Below are 20951 nucleotides of genomic sequence, written 5' to 3'. Positions count from 1 at the left end.
GTATGGGTTCATTAAAAGTTAGTATCGTTACTCCAGACGGCCCTGTTTATGAAGGCGTTGCTCAAATGGTTATTGCTCGAACAAAAGCAGGTGAACTTGGTATTCTACCTGGACATGTTCCACTAGTTGCTCCACTCAAAATCGATGTAGTTCGTTTGAAAGTAGAGTCTGGTGAGGAATGGGTCGCTGTAGGTGGTGGCTTTATGGAAGTAAACGGTGAAGAAGTCAATATTCTAGCGGATACTGCTGAGCGCGAAGAAGATATTGATATCAATCGTGCTGAAAAAGCAAAAGAACGCGCAGAAAATGAACTTAGCCGAGCAAAAGAACAAAAAGTGGATGAAGTAATGGCTAGACTTGCACTTCAAAGAGCGATTAACAGAATCCATGCGAAAGAACATAATTAAATCTAACGATACTTCCTGGTTGCAAAGCCAGGAAGTTTTTTATTTAATAAGTGTGTTAACTGTTTTTTTAGGATAGTATTTGTTAAAATGAGTAATAGCAAAATATGAGGAGCGAACAGAATTGTATAATATTATTATGGAATCACCGTATATCGTCATCATCTCACATTTACTATTTATTGTGATTACCTTTTGGGCATTACAAGCAATTAACTATGAAAAATTTATAAAGAAAAATCATGTAACACAAGCTAGACTATTATTTGTTATCATTTCCATTGCACTTGGATATACACTAAGCAATTTCTTCTTAGACTATTTAGGAGCTTCTAAACAATTGCTTAATTTTATCGGGTAAAATACTTGAATAGTAGTAAAAATTAATAGAAGCTTAAAACAACTTTAATATTAGGTTAAAATCAGTTGATATTTTATGGTAATAAGTGGTAGAATTACTAGGATATGTTTTAAATTTAAATTTTTATTAATAAAATTCGATAAATGATTTAGTTATTAGTAACGCGGAGGGGTTCTTTTTGGAAAAAATTATTGTGCGCGGTGGAAAACAGTTAAATGGTTCTGTGAAAATGGAAGGTGCCAAAAATGCTGTATTACCGGTGATTGCTGCTACATTACTTGCGAGTAAAGGTACTAGCGTATTGAAAAATGTCCCAAATTTGTCTGATGTATTCACAATTAATGAGGTACTTAAATACCTAAATGCAGACGTTTCTTTTGTAAATGATGAGGTTACTGTTGATGCAACTGGAGATATTACATCGGATGCACCTTTTGAGTATGTGCGTAAAATGCGTGCTTCAATTGTTGTAATGGGTCCACTTTTAGCTCGCACTGGTTCTGCTCGTGTAGCTTTGCCAGGAGGATGTGCGATTGGTTCAAGACCAGTTGACTTACATTTAAAAGGTTTTGAAGCCATGGGAGCAATTGTGAAAATTGAAAATGGCTATATTGAAGCAACTGCAGAAAAATTAGTTGGAGCTAAGGTTTACTTAGATTTCCCAAGTGTAGGTGCAACTCAAAATATCATGATGGCTGCTACTTTAGCAGAGGGAACAACGATAATTGAAAATGTTGCTCGTGAACCAGAAATTGTTGACTTGGCAAACTTCCTTAATCAAATGGGAGCCAGAGTTATTGGTGCAGGAACAGAAGTAATTAGGATTGAAGGTGTAAAGGAACTAACAGCTACAGAACATTCTATTATTCCGGACCGTATTGAAGCAGGTACATTTATGATTGCTGCTGCGATTACTGGTGGAAATGTTTTAATTGAAGATGCAGTTCCTGAGCATATTAGTTCACTGATTGCTAAACTAGAAGAAATGGGCGTTCAAATTATCGAAGAAGATAATGGCATTCGTGTTATTGGTCCAGATAAGTTGAAAGCTGTTGATGTTAAAACGATGCCGCATCCAGGTTTTCCAACTGATATGCAATCTCAAATGATGGTTATCCAAATGTTAAGTGAAGGTACAAGTATTATGACCGAAACTGTTTTTGAAAATCGTTTTATGCATGTTGAAGAAATGCGTAGAATGAATGCGGACATGAAAATTGAAGGACATTCTGTTATTATCTCCGGTCCAGCAAAATTACAAGGAGCAGAAGTTGCAGCAACAGACTTACGTGCAGCGGCAGCGCTTATTCTTGCGGGTCTAGTGGCTGACGGATATACTCAAGTTACTGAGTTGAAATATTTAGATAGAGGCTACAATAACTTCCATGGAAAACTGCAATCTCTTGGTGCAGATGTGGAACGTGTAGACGATTCTAAAGTTGATATGAAAAACTTAGCTTCATTATTTTAATAAATGAATTGTGAAAACCGTATCTTTGAGATATGGTTTTTTTTTTATGAAAAAACATTTTATCATGAAATATTCATTTCGGCACATCATAAATTATGCTATAATTCAAAATGAGATGTAAAAATAGGAATACACCACGAAAGGAGTTAAGTTATAAATGGCAAAGGATGTTGGTATCGACTTAGGTACAGCCAATGTATTAATTCATGTAAAGGGAAGAGGAATTGTTGTTAATGAACCTGCTGTTGTTGCTATAAATAATAAGACCGGTGAAGTTCTAGCAGTTGGAACAGAGGCTAGAGATATGGTTGGTAGAACTCCAGAAGATATAACAGCAATAAAACCTATGAAAGATGGAGTCATTGCTGATTTTGATATTGTGCAAGAAATGCTACGTTTCTTTATACAAAAACTAAATTTAAAAACATTTTTTTCTCGGCCTCGTATTTTAATTTGTTGCCCAACTAATATTACTTCTGTCGAACAAAAAGCTATCCGAGAAGTGGCTGAAAAGAGTGGTGGAAAACAAGTGTTTTTAGAAGAAGAGCCTAAAGTTGCTGCTATTGGTGCAGGAATGGAAATTTTTGAGCCTTCTGGTAATATGATTATTGATATCGGTGGTGGTACAGCTGATGTAGCAGTGTTATCTATGGGTGATATTGTAACAAGTCAATCTGTAAAAGTCGCAGGTAATAGGTGGGATTCTGATATACTAAATTACATAAAGCGCAAATATAATCTGCTTATCGGGGAACGCACTGCTGAAAATATCAAAATAACTATTGGAACTGCAAATCCAGGCTCCAAGGAAGAAACAATGGACATTCGTGGTAGAGATTTAGTGAGTGGTCTACCTAAAACAATTTCAATTAGTAGCTCAGAAGTGGAAGAAGCTATTCATGATTCATTACATTTAATGGTACTTGCTGCCAAACAAGTTCTTGAACAAACTCCACCAGAGCTTTCTGCTGATATAATTGATCGGGGGGTAATCATGACGGGCGGTGGATCTTTGCTGCATGGTTTAGATGAATTAATGGCTGAACAATTGAAAGTTCCTGTTTTAATCACAGAAAACCCACTAGATGTTGTAGCACTTGGTACTGGCATTTTACTTGACTCGCTTACTGCTAAAAAGCGTGGTTGGTTCTAATACTAAATTTGGAGGATTCTTATGTTAGATATAAAAAAAATCAAAGAAATTTTACCTCATCGTTATCCATTTTTACTGGTTGATAGAGTTATCTCTATTGAAGAAGGGAAAAAGGTGACAGCTATAAAAAATGTTACTGCCAATGAAGAATTCTTTAATGGACATTTCCCTGAATATCCGGTAATGCCTGGTGTATTAATAGTTGAAGCATTGGCTCAAACGAGTGGCATTGCCATGATGCAAAGTGAAGATAATAAAGGTAAAATTGGTTTGTTTGCAGGAATTGACGGATGTCGTTTTAAACGCCAAGTAATTCCTGGTGACCAACTTTTACTTGAAGCAGAGATTACTCGTATGAGAGGTGCTATTGCAAAAGCAAAAGTGAAAGCAACTGTCGAAGGTGACTTGGTTTGTGAAGCAGAAATTATGTTTGCCTTAACAGATTTACCAGAGTAATTAAAGAAGCACTGAAACCCTAAAAGGGTTTTGGTGTTTTTTCATGTGTTCAGAATAGCATGTGCAAAAAAAAGCTGCAATTTACTAAAATAGTATTTTAATGTCTCTTGGAATATGAGAAATAGTGAATTTCAGCTAGATAAAAAGGTGTTTTAGCTCTTATAAATATACTTAAAATACCTTTTTAACAATTGTACAAAGAAATATTTATCTAATATAATCGCTATACACCAAAAGAAAGAGGCGATATGATGATTAATCAAGTAACTTTAGTAGGACGTTTGACAAAGGAGCCAGAATTAAAATGGACCACGGAGGATAAAGCTGTGTTGAATTTAACGCTTGCTTTGAATCGTTTTGGAAAAAATAAACGTGTAGATAATGATGCAGACTTTATTCAATGTGTCATTTGGGGTAAAAGAGCCGAAGCGACAGCGGAATTCTGTAGCAAAGGGCAATTAATAGGTGTAGTTGGTGAATTACAATCTAGAAATTATCTAAATAAAGAAGAGCAAAAAATATATATTACTGAGGTGCTTGTTCATCAAATCAGGTATTTATCTAGTAGGAATAAGGAAGAGCAAGTTATTAATATTTCCCAAGATGAGGAAGAATCGTGTAATACTTTGTTATAAAGGACCGATTTTCGCACGTGATATCTATAAATTTAGATGGAAAATGCCAAAATAACAGATTTTTTGGGCATAATTTGTAATGGGAAAATTTTCCAAATTTATTCAAATAAGAATTTTAGGTTCAGTAAGTGAAGTTTTTTTAGGTTGCTTCCTGAAATAGCAAACGATAACCGCGCCTTGTGTCGAAGTGGATAAAGCTAATTGTGAAGCCAATCATAAGAAAAATCAGACAATAACGGTAATTTACAAATATTGCAAATAAACTGCTGCTGAATTGTTAGCTGTCATATATGCTTAATTTTTTAGTAACCAAGTCGCTAGTTTCGTATGGTACGATTATCCTCGAAAGTTATCAAGGAGGGAAAATAATTACATGAAAAAAACAGTAGTGGCCATTGCGGCTGGTTTAATTATTGCAGGATCAGGTTCAACTCAAGCTTTTGCAGCTGAGTATAAAGTGCAAGATGGTGATTCGCTTTGGAAAATATCGAATGAAAATAATGTCTCTATAAATCAATTGAAACAAGATAACAATTTAAGTTCTGACATTATCTTTCCGAATCAAACATTGCAAGTGAACAATGGGAAACAAACATCAACAACTAGCAATTCCGAATATACAGTTGTTGCAGGAGACACACTGGGACATATCGCATCAGATAAAGGCGTAACTGTAAATCAATTAAAATCTTGGAACAAGCTTTCATCTGATTTAATTATTGTTGGACAAAAATTATCTATTGGAAGTAACGCAGTGAGTAGTCAAGCGCCATCTACCACTAAAGAAAGCAACGCAACTTCAAATACCACAGAACAACCCAAACAAGAAGCTGCTCAAACAACACAAAAATCAACTTCATCTAATGAATCATCTTCCAGCAAGTCTGCTTCATCGCAAGGTAATGTTTCAAAAGAGGTAACTGTTACCGCAACTGCTTATAGTAAAGAAGAGCCGGGTATGGGACATATGACAGCAAGCGGTATTGATTTAAACGATAACCCACGTGTTATTGCAGTGGATCCTTCTGTTATTCCTTTAGGTTCAAGAGTTTATGTTGAAGGATACGGAGAAGCGATTGCGGCAGATACTGGTGGTGCTATCAAAGGAAACAAAATTGATGTGCATTTAAACTCAGTCCAAGAGTGTTATAATTGGGGAGTAAAACAAGTTAAAGTACAAATTCTAGACTAATTTATTTCATTTCAAAAGGCTGTAAAGAGCATAACGCTACTTACAGCCTTTTTTGTGGATTAAAAATAGGAAGCATACCTATTTTATGATAAACTTATACTTAATAAAGTTTCTTAGGAGATACATATGAAAAAGAAAGAAGTTACAATTTTAAATATACCTTTTTATAATATAACTCAAACTGGATTTGTAGAGCAGCTTTATCAAGATGTGCAGAATGGAAACCGAAAATTTGTTGTAACGGCTAACCCGGAAATTGTGATGCATGCTAGTACTGATAAAGAGTTTGAAGCAGTTTTACTACAGGCGGATTATATCGTTCCTGATGGGATTGGTATTATAATGGCTTCTGAAAAACTGGGAACGCCTTTAGAAGAGCGAGTTACTGGATATGATACAATGGTTGGACTATTAAATAAACCGCTGCGTTGTTATTTTTTAGGTGCAAAACCAGAAGTTAGTCAAATGGTAGAAGAGAAAGTATCCGAAAAATATCCGAATGCGGTAATTTGTGGTGTGCATCATGGTTATTTTAACGCGCTGGAAAGTGAAGAAATTGGTCAGGAGATTATGGAGGCTAAACCAGATATTATTTTTGTGGCTTTAGGTTCTCCAGCACAAGAAAAGTGGATTTTATCGCAAATAAGCCATTTTGAAAAAGGGATATTTATTGGTGTTGGTGGGAGTTTTGATGTATTGACTGACAACGTAAAACGGGCACCAAAGATTTGGATAAAATTGAGATTAGAGTGGGTTTACCGATTGCTTTCAAATCCTTCAAGATGGAGACGCTTTTTTGCAATACCTCAATTTATGCTTGTCGTTAGAAGAGAAACCAAGCGTTTGAAGAAGGGTGAGTAGAATGTATTTTCAAAAAGCACGACTAATTCATGCAGAAATTCCGCTCTTGGATCCATTTAAAACGAGTTACGGGGAATTAAAGAGTAAAGATTTTTATATTGTGGAACTGATGAATGATGCTGGGGTATATGGATATGGTGAATTAGAAGCTTTTCCGCTACCAGATTATACAGAAGAAACATTAGAAACAGCTATTTTAATTGTTAAACAGCATTTGTTGCCTATGTTAGCGCAAAAAGAGATAATTGCTCCAGAAGAAGTGAATAAGATGTTTGGCTGGATTCAAGGAAATGAAATGGCGAAAGCTGCAGTCGAACTAGCTGTATGGGATGCTTTTGCAAAAACAGAAAAGAAATCCTTAGCTCATATGATTGGTGCAACGAAAAAAACGTTAGCTGTTGGAGTTAGTATAGGGATTCAAGATAATGTAGGTTCTTTAGTTAGGTTAGTTGATCAATATGTGAGTGAAGGCTATAAACGAGTGAAAATAAAAATCAAGCCAAACAAAGATGTAGCGTTTATTAAGGCTGTTCGAGAAAAATTTCCAAATCTAAGGTTGATGGCAGATGCGAATTCGGCGTATAATATAGAAGATTTCTCCTTATTAAAAGCGCTGGATCATTTTGAATTAGAAATGATTGAACAACCATTTGGTGCGAAAGATTTTGTGAATCATGCTTGGTTGCAAAAACAGATAAACACACGGATTTGTTTAGATGAGAATATTAGATCCTTAGAGGATGTTAAACAAGCACATATACTGGGAAGTTGTCAGGCGATTAATCTGAAACTAGCGCGTGTTGGTGGGATGTTCGAGGCGCTTAAGATAACGAAGTATTGCGCTGAAAATGATTTACTTATTTGGTGTGGTGGAATGTTTGAGGCCGGTATCGGTAGGGCGCATAATGTGGCACTTGCAGCGAGAACGGAATTTAATTTCCCTGGAGATATCTCTGCTTCAAATCGTTATTTCCATGAAGATATTATTTCGCCAGCATTTGTGTTGGAGTATGGTGGATTAAATGTACCTGATGGGTATGGGATAGGTGTAGAGTTGGATTTTAGCATTCTACAAAAATATACAAAAACAACAGAAGAAATTTTGTTATATAAAGGACGGAGCTGAAAAAATATTGCTATTATGGAGTATACTGATTAGCTTTGCGGTTGGTATTGTTATGGTGCCAATAGTAAGGAAGTTTGCGTTTCGTATTAATGCTGTTGATACCCCTCGTGAAAGACATAAGCATACGAAAACGACAGCAACTTTAGGCGGGCTAGCCATATTTATAAGTTTTTCTGTTGGGATGCTTTTGGCACCAATTGATAAGTCTGGATTTGTTCCGATTTATTTTGGAGCATTAATTGTTATTGCCACTGGTTTTATTGATGATTTATTTGATTTATCACCCAAATGGAAAATGTTAGGGCAGATTATAGCGGCACTTTGTGTAACTGTTTGGGGAGATATTACAATTAATTTTATTAATGTGCCTTTTTATGGGGAATTAGACTTTGGTTATTTTGCAATTCCATTATCTATTATTTGGATTGTAGCGATTGTTAACGCGTTGAACTTGATAGATGGTTTAGATGGTTTAGCAGGCGGTATTTCCATTATTGCTTTAATGACGATTGCAGGTATGGCATTACTGCTTAAGGATGCCTTTGTAGCGCCTGTTGCTTTAATTCTTGTTGCTGCAGTTGCGGCCTTCTTAATTTATAATTTTCCGCCAGCAAGTATTTTTATGGGGGATACTGGGGCTTTATTTCTCGGATATATGATAGCCGTTTTATCACTGATGGGCTTTAAAAATGTGACGTTTATTTCACTTTTAGTTCCTCTTATTATTTTGGGAGTACCTTTATCTGACACGTTCTTTGCAATTGTACGTAGGTTGAAATCGCGAATGCCGATATCGTCTGCTGATAGATCACATATTCATCATAGATTAATGGCGCTTGGATTTACAGAAAAACAAACGGTATTACTAATTTATTGTATGGCTCTACTATTTTCAATGACAGGATTTGTATTCTCTTTCTCCACTGCTTGGGGAGCGGTGTTGCTACTTGTATTATTAATATTTAGTATTGAAATTATTGTAGAGTTTATCGGTCTGATTGGAGAAGATTATCGTCCTATTCTTAATCTGCTTCAAAAAATCCACCGAAAACGAAAATAGTAAAAAATATCCCGAACCTAATTTTAAGTTCGGGATGTTTTTTAATTAGAAGTTTCTGTTGTAGTAGATTTTTCATCAGAATATGGAGCTGCATTTGGAAATGGCTTCTTAATGCCAAGCTCATCAGCAAACTCATTGGAAACACTTTGAACAGAATCATCATTTAGCTGATAATAATAAATGCCATTCATTGGAGCATCTGTACCTTCAAGGTTAAGCGATTTAATATCAATACTATTGGTCATGCCGAATTTTGCAATGGAAAGCATTTGATTAAAAGTTAAATTAGTTTTCATATTATCTCCAACAACTTTGATAATATCGGAATACTTACTAATAGAAGAAATGGAGGTTGCTTCACTTACTATTGATTTAATAATTAATTGTTGTCTTTTACCACGCTCGATATCACTGTCAATATGTCTTGTGCGGGCAAGTGCTAATGCTTGTTCTCCATTTAAATGCTGTTGCCCTTTTTCGAGTGTAATTGCCCCAGCTTTGTCGTTAGAATCTTGTTCGGTAAAGCTGACAGGGACATCTACATCAATTCCGCCTAATGCGTCCACGATTTTAAGGAAGGCATCAAAGTCGAAACGAACGTAATAATCAATTGGAATTTGGAATTCTTCCTCTACTGTTTGCATCGTTAGTTCGGGTCCACCATAAGCATGGGCTGCATTTATTTTAGTATATTTATCGATGTCTTTCTTAGAATCTTGAATATGAACATAAGAGTCACGAGGAATACTTGTCATTTCTACACGGGCATCTTTGACATTAAATGTTGCTAAGATAAGTGAATCACTTCGAGGATTTCCGTCAGATTCACGTTTGGCGCTTGTATCAACACCAATAATTAAAATGGAAAAACTATCTTTTATGGGCTCAATATCTTTTGAACGAAGAGTGGATGCTTGTCCATTTCGTACATTATCAAAGGAATTGTCGGCTGCGAGTTTTGTTTTACTGAACAGGTAAGTTCCATATCCAACTCCTGCTAATACTAAGCACATAATAGGTATTAAAATCCAGAATAATATTTTACGTCTACGTTTGTATTTCTTGCTGCTTCTTCGGCTGTCATCCGTGCCTTTATTCATATATTAATTCTCCTTATAGTCACTTTACTATGTTTCATTGTATCATTCGTTGAAATAAAGAATGTTACGCTTGATTTACGTTTTCTTTATTTTTTAACTTTTATTTATTATACAGAATTTAACAGAAAAAAAATACAAAAAAGTTGCTATCTTTCAAAAATGTAATATAAGTCCTATCCCAGCGCTAAGCGATAATTACTAATTTCACAAATTTTTCCGGTATGTAAATCTAATTCTTGACCTGTGGAAATAAGTTCAAAACTCATTTTTTTTAGTAATTTTATAGAAGCGATGTTTTCAGGAAGAACTTTTGCAGTGATGATTTTATAAGGTAAAAACGGCTTTATAGTAGTTAAAAACGCATTTAAAACTTCAAACATCAATCCTTGACGCCAATTTTTTTGAGCGAGTTCATAGCCAATTTCAACCAGTTCAGTAGTTTTATTAATATCATTAATTCCGATTGAGCCAATTGCTTGAAGTGGATTTATCGTGTCAAAAATAGTGTATCTGCACGCAGTTGGTTCGTTTTCAATTGCTTGAATCATTTCTTCAGCTTGTAAAATGGTCGAAAATTTTTCGATATTCATAAATTTAGCTACTTCATTATCTGACCAAATATCAAATAAATTCGCAGCATCTGCTAAAGTTGTTTTTCTTAGGATGGTTCTTTCTGTGGAGACGGTAGTAGGTAATTGAAAAAATATGTTTGTGGACATGCTAATTGACATCCTTTTCTCTATATTTTTGTAGACCTTCTTGGATTTCAATGTGACCGTTGGCGATTTCTGTAATCCAATTGCTGAAGCTAGTTAAATCATCATTATTGACAAAAATGTGAAGTACTACTTTTTCTGTGAATTCTTTTTGGTTGATTTGATAGTTTCTTTGTTCAAGTGCATTCTCGATTTTTTCAAGAAGAGGGTATGCGAATGTGCACTCAAGAATAGTAGCTAACTTACATTCAACTATGCCAATGGTTTGAATGGCTTCACTGACTGCACTTCCATAAGCTCGGACAAGTCCTCCTGCGCCTAGTTTAGTACCGCCAAAATATCGAGTAACGACAACGGCAATATTTTTTAAACCTTTCTTTTTTAAAACTTCTAGCATTGGCACACCAGCAGTTCCACTTGGCTCACCATCATCCTGTGCTTTTTGAAATTGGTCATTTTCTCCTATTATATATGCAGAACAATTGTGTGACGCATCTCGATGTTCTTTTTTTATTTGCTGGATAAATGTTTGTGCTTCAGGTTCGGTTGCAACTCGCATCAAGTGACAGATAAAGCGAGATTTTTCGATGATTATTTCATGTGTTCCATTGCGGTGAATGGTTAAATATTGATCCAACATAGGAAACCTCCATAAGTTGATACGTTCAGCTTGCTTTTATTTTATCCGAAAGTAAAGCGATTGTATAGATATATTTCTGAGTGCAGCGGATGAAGTGGTGGCAAATTCGTGTTATAATAAAAACTACTATTACTTTAGACTGGTTTTCAGTTGTACTTCATAGGCATATAGAAGTAATTTTTTAGGAATATGCAGTATAATAAAAAAGAAGTTTGTTCTGAAAATAGGTTAGTTTGAGTAAATAGTACTTAAAAGAGAAAAGTTTATTTGCCAATTTGTGGCAGGGATTATAAGGTTAAGCGGTTTTGCTACTAAAAAGGATGATGTTTTCGATTGCAATTAGCTTGATGAAAATAGATAAATGAAGGAGGAGTAGTCATTATGGCACTCAAAATCATGATTGTAGACGATCATCAGTTGTTTCGCGAAGGTATCAAACGGATTTTAGAATTGGAAGATTCTTTTGAGGTTGTAGCGGAAGCTGAAAATGGTAAAAATATCGTAGCAAAAGTTCGCGAATATAAACCAGATATTGTTTTAATGGATATTAATATGCCAACTGTTAATGGTTTAGATGCGACAGAAATGTTAGTGCGCCAGTTTCCAAGTATCAAAGTAATCATTTTAACTATTCACGATACAGATGAATATGTGACGGAAGCACTTAGATCTGGAGCAGTAGGGTATTTATTAAAAGAAATGGACGCTCATGAACTTGTAGAAGCAGTTAAAATAGTAGATAATGGTGGGGCATATATTCATCCGCGTGTAGCAATTAAATTAATTCGCGAATATCGTCATTTAGCAAGCACTAATACGGCGCAAGGTGTTTATGGTTATCAACAACCAGAAGTTAAAATGCCATTACACATATTGACACATAGAGAGTGCGAAGTGTTGCAACTTCTTACAGATGGAAAGAGTAATCGTGGAATTGGAGAAACACTTTTCATTAGTGAGAAAACAGTTAAAAATCATGTGAGCAGTATTTTACAAAAAATGAAAGTGAACGATAGAACTCAAGCTGTGGTAACGGCAATTAAGCATGGGTGGGTATATATTCGCTAAAGAAAAGCTCAGGAGGAAAATATGAACGGAAAAATAGCAGTGGTGACGGACAGCACAACTTATTTGCCAGAGGAAGCGAAGAAACAACTAAGAATTCATGTCGTACCACTTTCTGTAATAATTGATGGAGAATCTTATCGTGAGGGTGAAGACTTATCGACAGCAGATTTTTATGCCATGGTAAAAGTCTCTAAGAATCTTCCTACTTCTTCTCAACCAGCTCCAGGAGAGTTCATTCAATTGTTTGAAAAGTTGAAATCACAGGGCTTTGACACGGTGATTACGATTCATTTATCTAGTGGTATTAGCGGGACATTCCAAAATGCAGCAACAGCAGGAGAAGGAATCAATGGTTTAAATGTAATTGCTTATGATTCTGAATTATCTTGTATGGCTCAAGGGATGCTCGTACTCAAAGCCGCTGAAATGGCACTTAAAGATGAATCTGCCGAGAATATTATTAAAGAATTGGATAAAATAAAACATGCGCAAGATGCTTACTTTATGGTGGACGATTTGAATAATTTACAACGTGGTGGTCGCCTAAATGGGGCTCAAGCACTTGTGGGGAGCTTGCTTCAAATTAAACCAATTCTTCATTTCAATGATAAGCAAATTGTTCTGTTTGAAAAAGTAAGGACACAAAAGAAAGCTCTTAAGCGAATAGAAGATATTCTTGAATTAGCTATTCAAAATAAATTTGCGGAAAAAGCTTATGTTATTCACGGGAATGATTTTGAAAAAGGTGAAGCGTGGCGAAAACATTTAGAAACTAAATTTCCCGAAGTAGAATTTGAATTAAGTTATTTTGGGCCTGTAATCGGAACTCACCTTGGCGAAGGGGCTCTTGGATTAACATGGTCAATTAAATAAAAAGTTCTCCAGTTGTGAAACTGGGGAACTTTTTTCGTAGAGGGTAAATTTGTTTTTTATGGGAGGTAAGTGTACAAAAAATCCATGTTTTCAGCTAAGAGAAAATAGGATATTCCTATAATAAAACATGTGGAAAACAAGAAAATCATTTCTGCAAAAATAAGCAAAAACATGTATAACTAAATAGAGGTGAGTGGTAATGAATGTTTTTCCAGGCAGATTATACCAAGAAAGCGAACTTGAAAGCACAGAGGGTTTAGAAGAAGTGGCAGCCGTTTCTGAAAATAAGTGTTTTCGGTGTGGAAATATTAATCCAGCATTGTTCGGCAAGATGAGTTGTGCGAATTGTGGTCAAGAAGCCTGTCTTTATTGTCGGAATTGTATTGTTATGGGACGAATGAATGCTTGTCAGCAACTATTCTTTCAAAGAACGATGTGTCTGCCTGAAAGCCAAAAATCTTTTTTAGTATGGAATGGAACATTATCAAATGGCCAGAAGAAAGCATCTGAAGCCGTTATAGCAACTTTAGAAAAAAAGCAAGATATGCTCTTATGGGCAGTTGCTGGATCAGGGAAAACAGAAATGCTGTTTGAAGGAATGGATTTGGCTTTAAAAAAAGGCTATAAGATATGTCTGGCTTCTCCAAGAGTGGATGTTTGCTTAGAATTACACCCCCGGTTAAGAGCTGTTTTTCCTGATGTGGAAATAGTTTGTCTATACGGAGACTCGGAAGATAAATATCAAGGCGAACAGTTTGTTTTAGCAACGACCCATCAGTTGATTCGTTTTTACAATGCATTTCAGGTGATTTTTATCGATGAAGTAGATGCATTTCCATTTGCCAAAGATCCGTTTTTAGAATATGCGGTAAATAAAGCAAGAAAAAAAGAGGGCACGACTATTGTAATCACAGCAACTCCTGAAGAAAAGTGGCAACAAGAATGCGTAAGTGGTAAACGACATTTCGTGAAAATACCAGCACGCTACCACCGAAGAAAGCTTCCTGTACCAAGAATGTGCTGGATAGGACCTTGGAAGAAAAGATTGGATAAAGGAAAAATATCTCCTAAACTTATTGAATGGATAAAAATAGCTGAATCAAAAAAACAACCAGCATTAATTTTCTTTCCAGAAATTGAAGCTATGAATAAATTTGCAGATATTTTAATGATGTATGGTTTTGAAAGGCCGGTAACGGTTCACTCAGCAGATGAGGAGCGAAAAGAAAAGGTAGCGTGGTTACGAGAAGGGGCAATCCAGCTGTTGTTAACTACGACTATTTTGGAACGAGGTGTTACGTTTACAAATGTTCAAGTTGCAGTTTTTGGAAGTGAAGAGAGAGTTTTTACAGAAGCAGCACTTGTTCAAATTTCTGGACGAGCTGGAAGAAAGATGACGCATCCAACGGGGGATGTTTGTTTCTTTCATTATGGAAAAACATCTCCAATGAATCAAGCTATCAGACATATCGAGAAAATGAACCAACTAGGCATAGTGGAGGGGATGCTTGATGAATAATTGTTTATTATGCTTGCAACCTCTAAAAGTGGATGTTGGGTGGCATATGAAATGGTTGTTCGAGACAAAACCAATTTGTTGTAGTAAATGTTTTGCTAATTTTGAACCGCTAGAAGGACCACTGTGCGAACTCTGTAGCAAAGAATCGGTCAATAAAATATGTCTAGACTGCCAATATAAGTCATCCTTTCTAGATAACAATAAGTCATTATACCGTTACAATGACTTTGCAAAAGCCTATATGAGAAGATACAAGTTTCAAGGTGATTATGTAATAGGTGCCATCTTTCATAATGAACTTAAAAGGCTTTTGGTTCAAGATGATGCGATTATTGTTCCCATTCCTGTAAGTGCAGAGCGCAAATTAGAACGTGGTTTTAACCAAACAACCGGAATGTTAAAACAAGCAGGTATCAAATACGAAGAACTTTTGGATAGAAATCATTCAGAAAAGCAGTCTAAGAAAACAAAAAAAGAACGCTTGGAGAGAGAACAAGTCTTTTATCTGCAAAAAGAAGGTAGATACCAACAAACGAAGGTTATTCTTTTTGATGACATCTATACCACGGGCAGTACACTCAATTTAGCAGCCCAAGAGTTAAAAAAAGTAGGAGTTAAACAAGTAACAGCTGTAACAATATTTAGATAGTCGAGATTTATCTACTAAAAGAGGTTTGCCAGAGCGCGATTAGTGGAATAAAATACTAAATAAAGATAAGTGGAATAGTGCTTCTTAGCTCTTTGTGCAAATGGTTGCAAAACACGTCGTTTTCACGTAGACTAAGAGTAAGAAGAATACTCTTCTTTATCATTATTTGTTTTATTTCAAAGGAGGAATCGCTATGCTTAAGTACAACATTCGTGGTGAAAATATTGAAGTAACAGAACCGATTAGAGATTACGTTGAAAAGAAAATTGATAAACTAGAACGTTATTTTACGGAAACACCAGATGCAAACGTACATGTTAATCTAAAAGTATATTCCGATAAAAATGCGAAAGTTGAAGTGACTATTCCGCTCCCAAATCTTGTGCTACGTGCAGAAGAAACAAGTGGAGATTTATATGCAAGCATTGATTTAATTGTCGATAAACTCGAAAGACAAATCCGTAAACATAAAACAAAAGTAAATCGTAAATTCCGTGATAAAGGTGCAGAAAGAGATTACTTTGCATATTCTGATGTAAACGGCAGTACACCACCAGAAGACAATGAAGGTGACTTTGATCTTGAAATAGTGAGAACAAAACAATTTTCATTAAAACCGATGGACAGTGAAGAAGCTGTATTACAAATGAATTTACTGGGACATAGTTTTTACGTTTACACAGATGCTGAAACTAATGGCACCAATATTGTATATTCTCGTAAAGATGGAAAATATGGTTTAATTGAAACAAATTAATTTTACAAATAAGGGTGGGGGCCAGTTTTTGGCCTCCATTTTTTTATTAAGATGAAGAATTTATGGCATTTTTTATTTTTTATTGATTAAAAAGAGATAACCAGTTGTATATTTTATCTAATAAGTGATAGAATTAGTTTGTATATTTAAAATAAGATAATTCCTGAAAGTTATCATAGATGAAACTGCGCGAAGACAGCGAAAACAGTAGAGGAGAATTTAAATGGCAGGACTATTGAAAAAGATTTTTGAATCAGGAAAAAAAGATGTTAAATATTTGGAAAGAAAAGCAGATGAAATCATTGCTTTGGCTGACGAAACAGCGGCACTTTCTGATGAGGCTCTACGTGAAAAAACAGTAGAGTTTAAAGAGCGTGTTAAAAAAGGTGAAACACTAGATGATTTATTGGTAGAAGCATTTGCTGTAGCCAGAGAGGGAGCGAAACGTGCCCTTGGACTATATCCATTTAAAGTACAGTTAATGGGTGGGATAGTTCTTCATGAAGGTAATATTGCTGAAATGAAAACTGGTGAAGGTAAAACGTTAACAGCAACACTACCAGTTTACTTAAATGCGCTATCTGGTGAAGGTGTGCACGTTGTTACTGTCAATGAGTACTTGGCACATCGTGATGCAGAAGAAATGGGGGTTTTGTATAATTTTCTTGGACTTTCTGTTGGATTAAATTTAAATGCGCTATCTAGTGCAGAGAAACGTGAAGCATACGCATGTGATATCACTTATAGTACAAATAATGAATTAGGATTTGATTATTTACGTGATAACATGGTTGTTTACAAAGAAGAAATGGTGCAACGCCCACTTGCTTTTGCAGTTATTGATGAAGTCGATTCCATTTTGGTCGATGAAGCAAGAACTCCACTAATCATTTCAGGGGAAGCTGAAAAATCAACTATACTTTATGTTCGTGCTAACACATTTGCTCGTACTTTGACAGAAGAGGAAGATTACACAGTTGATGTGAAAACTAAATCTGTACAATTAACCGAAGAAGGTATGACGAAAGGGGAAAACTACTTTGATGTAGACAACCTATTTGATTTAGAAAATACGGTTATTTTGCACCATATCGCTCAAGCTCTTAAAGCGAATTATACAATGAGTTTAGATGTTGATTATGTAGCGCAAGATGATGAAGTTCTAATTGTTGATCAATTTACTGGTCGTATTATGAAAGGCCGTCGTTTTAGTGAAGGTTTGCATCAGGCTTTAGAAGCAAAAGAAGGCGTAACAATTCAAAATGAATCTAAAACAATGGCTACAATCACATTCCAAAACTATTTCCGGATGTACAAAAAACTTGCTGGGATGACTGGTACTGCAAAAACAGAAGAAGAAGAATTCCGTGATATTTATAATATGCGTGTTATTGAAATCCCCACCAATAAAGTCATTATTCGTGACGACCGTCCGGATTTGATTTTTACAACAATTGAAGCGAAATTTAATGCTGTGGTGGAAGATATTGCAGAACGAAATGCCAAAGGACAACCGGTTCTTGTTGGTACTGTTGCAATTGAAACATCTGAGCTTATTTCTAGCAAATTAAAACGCAAAGGCATTAAACATGAAGTACTGAATGCCAAACAACATGAACGTGAAGCAGATATTATTAAACATGCTGGTGAAAAAGGTGCGGTAGTAATCGCGACCAATATGGCTGGTCGTGGTACTGATATTAAACTTGGTGAAGGTACAATTGAAGTTGGCGGTTTAGCTGTAATAGGTACAGAGCGACATGAGTCACGTCGTATTGATAACCAGTTGCGTGGTCGTGCTGGACGTCAAGGTGATCCAGGGGTGACCCAATTCTATCTTTCTATGGAAGACGAACTTATGCGCCGTTTTGGTTCAGATAACATGAAGAGCATGATGGAACGCTTTGGTATGGCAGAAGATGCAATTCAAAGTAAGATGGTTAGCCGTGCAGTGGAATCAGCACAAAGACGCGTTGAAGGAAACAACTTTGATTCACGTAAACAAGTACTACAGTATGATGATGTACTTCGCCAACAAAGGGAAGTTATCTATAAGCAACGTTATGAAGTAATTAATGCAGAAAACAGCTTGCGTGAAATCATTGATCAAATGATTCAACGTACAGTGAATTTCATCGTTTCTAGCAATGCTTCTAGCCGAGAACCTGAGGAAGATTGGAACTTACAAGGCATTATTGATTATGTTGATGCCAATTTACTTCCAGAAGGCGCAATTACTTTAGAAGATTTACAAAACCGTACAAGTGAAGATATTCAAAATCTGATTTTAGATAAAGTCAAAGCAGCATATGATGAAAAAGAAACACTATTACCTCCAGAAGAATTTAACGAATTTGAAAAAGTTGTTTTACTTCGCGTTGTTGATACGAAATGGGTGGATCATATCGATGCGATGGACCACCTTCGTGATGGAATTCATCTTCGTGCATATGGTCAAATTGATCCGCTTCGTGAATACCAATCAGAAGGTTTCGAGATGTTTGAAGCGATGGTATCCTCTATCGATGAAGATGTTGCTCGTTACATTATGAAAGCCGAAATTCGCCAAAACCTTGAACGTGAGCAAGTGGCTAAAGGGGAGGCTGTTAATCCGGCAGAAGGTAAACCAGAAGCGAAGCGCCAGCCGATTCGTAAAGACCAACATATTGGACGTAATGATCCATGCCCATGTGGTAGCGGTAAAAAATATAAAAATTGTCATGGTAAAGAAGCATAGATTGAAACAATTAAAAAAGCGCCGTCTTGCAGGCGCTTTTTGCTATGAAAGTTTTTAAGTAAATTCAAAAAAGGTGGAATTAATAATGGAATTAGCAGAAATTCGTAATGAATTAGAAAAAACAGCACAGCAAATCAAAGACTTTAGGGGGTCTCTTTGACTTAGACAGCATGGAAGTACGAATTGCTGAGTTAGAAGATCAAATGTTAGACCCGAATTTTTGGAACGATCAGCAAGTTGCGCAGAAAGTAATCAATGAATCCAATGGTTATAAAGAAACTTACCAAGCTTTTCATGCCTTAGAAGAAGAACAAGAAAGCATGGAGATCAGCCTAGAACTTTTAAAAGAAGAGGCGGACGAAGATCTACAAGCGGAATTAGAAAAAGATATTACTGCTTATATGGCGACTATCAATGAGTTCGAATTAAAATTAATGTTAAGTGATCCGTATGATAAGAATAATGCGATTTTAGAGTTGCATCCAGGTGCCGGTGGAACGGAATCTCAAGACTGGGGTTCGATGTTACTCCGAATGTATCAACGTTGGTCTGAAAAAAAAGGCTTCAAAGTAGAAATGCTTGATTACCAAGCTGGAGATGAAGCTGGAATTAAAAGCGTAACTTTACTGGTTAAAGGACACAACGCATATGGTTATTTAAAAGCAGAAAAAGGCGTTCATCGTCTTGTACGTATTTCACCGTTTGATTCATCAGGGCGTCGTCATACTTCATTTGTTTCAGTAGATGTGATGCCAGAACTAGATGATGACATTGAAATCGAAGTACGACCAGATGACTTGAAAATTGATACGTACCGTGCAACAGGAGCTGGTGGGCAACATATTAATACAACAGACTCTGCAGTTCGGATGACACATATTCCATCAGGGATTGTGGTTACTTGTCAATCTGAACGGTCACAACTTAAAAACCGTGATCAAGCAATGAAAATGTTAAAAACAAAGCTATATCAAAAAGAACAAGAAGAAAAAGAGCGCGAACTAGCAGAAATTCGTGGAGAACAAAAAGAAATTGGTTGGGGAAGCCAAATTCGTTCCTATGTTTTCCATCCTTACTCCATGGTAAAAGATCATCGCACAAATCACGAAACTGGTAATATTCAAGCGGTAATGGATGGAGACTTAGACGATTTTATTAATGCGTATTTACGTTCTAGGATTGGATAAAAGATGGTAAATAAACGAAAAAAAACGCCTCTATCCCCAACAATGGCAAAATTAATCGAGTATTTATATGTTATTATCGGCGCTGCGTTAATTGCGCTAGCTTTCAATGTCTTACTTTTACCCAATCACGTTGCTTCAGGTGGCGTGAGCGGAATCAGTACTATAATCAACTATTTAACAGGTTGGAATCCAGCATTTATTCAGTGGGCATTTAATATTCCGCTATTTTTAGCAGGATTATTCTTTTTAGGATACCAATTTGGTTTGAAAACATTTGTTGGTACAATGTTATTACCATTTTTTGTTTATTTAACGCAAGATTTAGAGCCTTGGACGCACGAGCCATTAGTTGCTGCATTGTTCGGTGGTGTTCTAGTTGGAATGGGACTTGGCATAGTATTTCGTGGTAAAGCTTCGACTGGTGGAACCGATGTGGCTGCTCAAATTTTACACAAATATTCCCACTTAACATTAGGGATTTGTGTAGCTTTAATTGACGGTTTTGTCGTCATTTCGGCGATGTTTGTATTTGATATTGAATCTGGGCTTTATGCGCTTATTGGTCTTTTTGCTACAAGTAAAACAATTGACCTAGTTCAAGTAGGGTTAAATCAATCTAAAACCGTATTTATAATTTCTGAAAACCAAGAGGCAATTAGACAGGCAATCCTTTTCAAAATTGATCGAGGAATCACACGTCTTTCGGCTAAAGGCGGGTACACAGAAGATGATAAACAAATTTTATTATGTGTAATTGCCCAAAGTGAATTTTCAAGATTAAAAGAAGTTATCAAAGAAATTGATCCAGAAGCATTTGTTGTTGTGATGAGCGCCAGCGAGGTTATGGGTGAAGGATTTACATCTTAAAAAAACTACTACATGGAGACTTTTTTGCCTCAGTGTAGTAGTTTTTTCTGCTTTTTTTGACAGTTTGATGACAATTAATTTTCCTGTATTAGTTGTGTTCAAGGTGTTTTAGTACAATT

The 20951-nt window shown here is 35.9% G+C and carries 21 protein-coding genes; 18 read left to right on the top strand and 3 right to left on the bottom strand.

What is annotated here, in order from left to right; genetic code table 11:
- Positions 1–2: 2 nt before the first annotated feature.
- The 10 genes from JL53_RS13540 (at position 3) to JL53_RS13495 (ending at position 8719) form a co-directional block, all read left to right on the top strand.
- Positions 3–407 carry a F0F1 ATP synthase subunit epsilon gene (locus tag JL53_RS13540; RefSeq protein ID WP_038407887.1) on the top strand — a complete coding sequence of 135 codons (405 nt, stop codon included), beginning with the start codon at positions 3–5 and terminating at the stop codon, positions 405–407.
- A gap of 121 nt (positions 408–528) precedes the next feature.
- The gene (locus tag JL53_RS13535) at positions 529–765 is read left to right on the top strand and encodes a DUF1146 family protein (protein WP_003720844.1); all 237 of its coding nucleotides are present in this window, start codon (positions 529–531) and stop codon (positions 763–765) included.
- A 178-nt stretch (positions 766–943) separates the two neighbouring features.
- Positions 944–2236, top strand: coding sequence for a UDP-N-acetylglucosamine 1-carboxyvinyltransferase (murA, locus tag JL53_RS13530; RefSeq protein WP_014093738.1), 1293 nt, complete (start codon positions 944–946; stop codon positions 2234–2236).
- Between the two features lie 157 nt (positions 2237–2393).
- Positions 2394–3389, top strand: coding sequence for a cell shape-determining protein Mbl (gene mreB / locus JL53_RS13525; protein WP_038407886.1), 996 nt, complete (start codon positions 2394–2396; stop codon positions 3387–3389).
- A gap of 21 nt (positions 3390–3410) precedes the next feature.
- Complete coding sequence (gene fabZ / locus JL53_RS13520) at positions 3411–3845, top strand: 3-hydroxyacyl-ACP dehydratase FabZ (RefSeq protein ID WP_038407885.1); 435 nt, start codon at positions 3411–3413, stop codon at positions 3843–3845.
- Positions 3846–4096: 251 nt separating this feature from the next.
- A complete protein-coding gene (locus JL53_RS13515; RefSeq protein ID WP_038407884.1) occupies positions 4097–4480 on the top strand; it encodes a single-stranded DNA-binding protein in 384 nt (127 codons plus the stop codon).
- 373 nt (positions 4481–4853) lie between these two features.
- Positions 4854–5672 (top strand): LysM peptidoglycan-binding and 3D domain-containing protein, encoded by an 819-nt coding sequence (locus JL53_RS13510; protein ID WP_038407883.1) that lies wholly within the window; start codon positions 4854–4856, stop codon positions 5670–5672.
- A gap of 126 nt (positions 5673–5798) precedes the next feature.
- Entirely contained in the window at positions 5799–6533 is a 735-nt protein-coding gene (locus JL53_RS13505; protein WP_003720838.1) for a WecB/TagA/CpsF family glycosyltransferase, read from the top strand.
- 1 nt (position 6534) lies between these two features.
- Positions 6535–7659: an o-succinylbenzoate synthase gene (menC, locus tag JL53_RS13500; RefSeq protein ID WP_003720837.1), complete on the top strand. Its 1125-nt coding sequence runs from the start codon at positions 6535–6537 to the stop codon at positions 7657–7659.
- 7 nt (positions 7660–7666) lie between these two features.
- Positions 7667–8719, top strand: coding sequence for a glycosyltransferase family 4 protein (locus JL53_RS13495; RefSeq protein WP_038407882.1), 1053 nt, complete (start codon positions 7667–7669; stop codon positions 8717–8719).
- 41 nt (positions 8720–8760) lie between these two features.
- On the opposite strand, the gene JL53_RS13490 is transcribed toward JL53_RS13495, so the two are convergent.
- The 3 genes from JL53_RS13490 to JL53_RS13480 all read right to left on the bottom strand — a co-directional run bounded on the left by JL53_RS13490 (position 8761) and on the right by JL53_RS13480 (position 11175).
- Entirely contained in the window at positions 8761–9819 is a 1059-nt protein-coding gene (locus JL53_RS13490) for an LCP family protein (RefSeq protein ID WP_038407881.1), read from the bottom strand.
- Positions 9820–9992: 173 nt separating this feature from the next.
- Positions 9993–10538, bottom strand: a complete 546-nt coding sequence (locus JL53_RS13485) for a GNAT family N-acetyltransferase (protein ID WP_038407880.1) — start codon at positions 10536–10538, stop codon at positions 9993–9995.
- A gap of 1 nt (position 10539) precedes the next feature.
- Complete coding sequence (locus JL53_RS13480; RefSeq protein ID WP_038407879.1) at positions 10540–11175, bottom strand: YigZ family protein; 636 nt, start codon at positions 11173–11175, stop codon at positions 10540–10542.
- 381 nt (positions 11176–11556) lie between these two features.
- On the opposite strand from JL53_RS13480, the gene degU reads away from it, so the two are divergent.
- The 8 genes from degU (at position 11557) to JL53_RS13440 (ending at position 20832) form a co-directional block, all read left to right on the top strand.
- Positions 11557–12243 carry a two-component system response regulator DegU gene (gene degU / locus JL53_RS13475; protein WP_014093727.1) on the top strand — a complete coding sequence of 229 codons (687 nt, stop codon included), beginning with the start codon at positions 11557–11559 and terminating at the stop codon, positions 12241–12243.
- 21 nt (positions 12244–12264) lie between these two features.
- Positions 12265–13116, top strand: a complete 852-nt coding sequence (locus JL53_RS13470; RefSeq protein WP_003720830.1) for a fatty acid kinase binding subunit FakB — start codon at positions 12265–12267, stop codon at positions 13114–13116.
- 199 nt (positions 13117–13315) lie between these two features.
- Positions 13316–14635, top strand: coding sequence for an ATP-dependent helicase ComFA (locus JL53_RS13465; protein ID WP_038407878.1), 1320 nt, complete (start codon positions 13316–13318; stop codon positions 14633–14635).
- Entirely contained in the window at positions 14628–15284 is a 657-nt protein-coding gene (locus JL53_RS13460; protein WP_038407877.1) for a ComF family protein, read from the top strand. The genes JL53_RS13465 and JL53_RS13460 overlap by 8 nt, the downstream gene beginning before the upstream one ends.
- A gap of 193 nt (positions 15285–15477) precedes the next feature.
- Positions 15478–16041 (top strand): ribosome hibernation-promoting factor, HPF/YfiA family, encoded by a 564-nt coding sequence (gene hpf, locus JL53_RS13455; protein ID WP_038407876.1) that lies wholly within the window; start codon positions 15478–15480, stop codon positions 16039–16041.
- 223 nt (positions 16042–16264) lie between these two features.
- Positions 16265–18778, top strand: a complete 2514-nt coding sequence (secA, locus tag JL53_RS13450) for a preprotein translocase subunit SecA (RefSeq protein WP_038407875.1) — start codon at positions 16265–16267, stop codon at positions 18776–18778.
- A gap of 85 nt (positions 18779–18863) precedes the next feature.
- Positions 18864–19965 (top strand): peptide chain release factor 2 gene (gene prfB / locus JL53_RS13445; RefSeq protein WP_144242640.1). Its coding sequence is split into 2 segments (ribosomal slippage): positions 18864–18935 and positions 18937–19965, totalling 1101 coding nucleotides; the frame shifts between segments, so codons are not numbered across the junction.
- A 3-nt stretch (positions 19966–19968) separates the two neighbouring features.
- Positions 19969–20832, top strand: a complete 864-nt coding sequence (locus JL53_RS13440) for a YitT family protein (protein WP_038407874.1) — start codon at positions 19969–19971, stop codon at positions 20830–20832.
- Positions 20833–20951 lie beyond the last annotated feature (119 nt).

The organism is Listeria ivanovii subsp. londoniensis (assembly GCF_000763495.1).
In the GTDB taxonomy this organism is placed as follows: domain Bacteria; phylum Bacillota; class Bacilli; order Lactobacillales; family Listeriaceae; genus Listeria; species Listeria londoniensis.
This window is presented reverse-complemented; position numbering and strand designations above follow the sequence as displayed.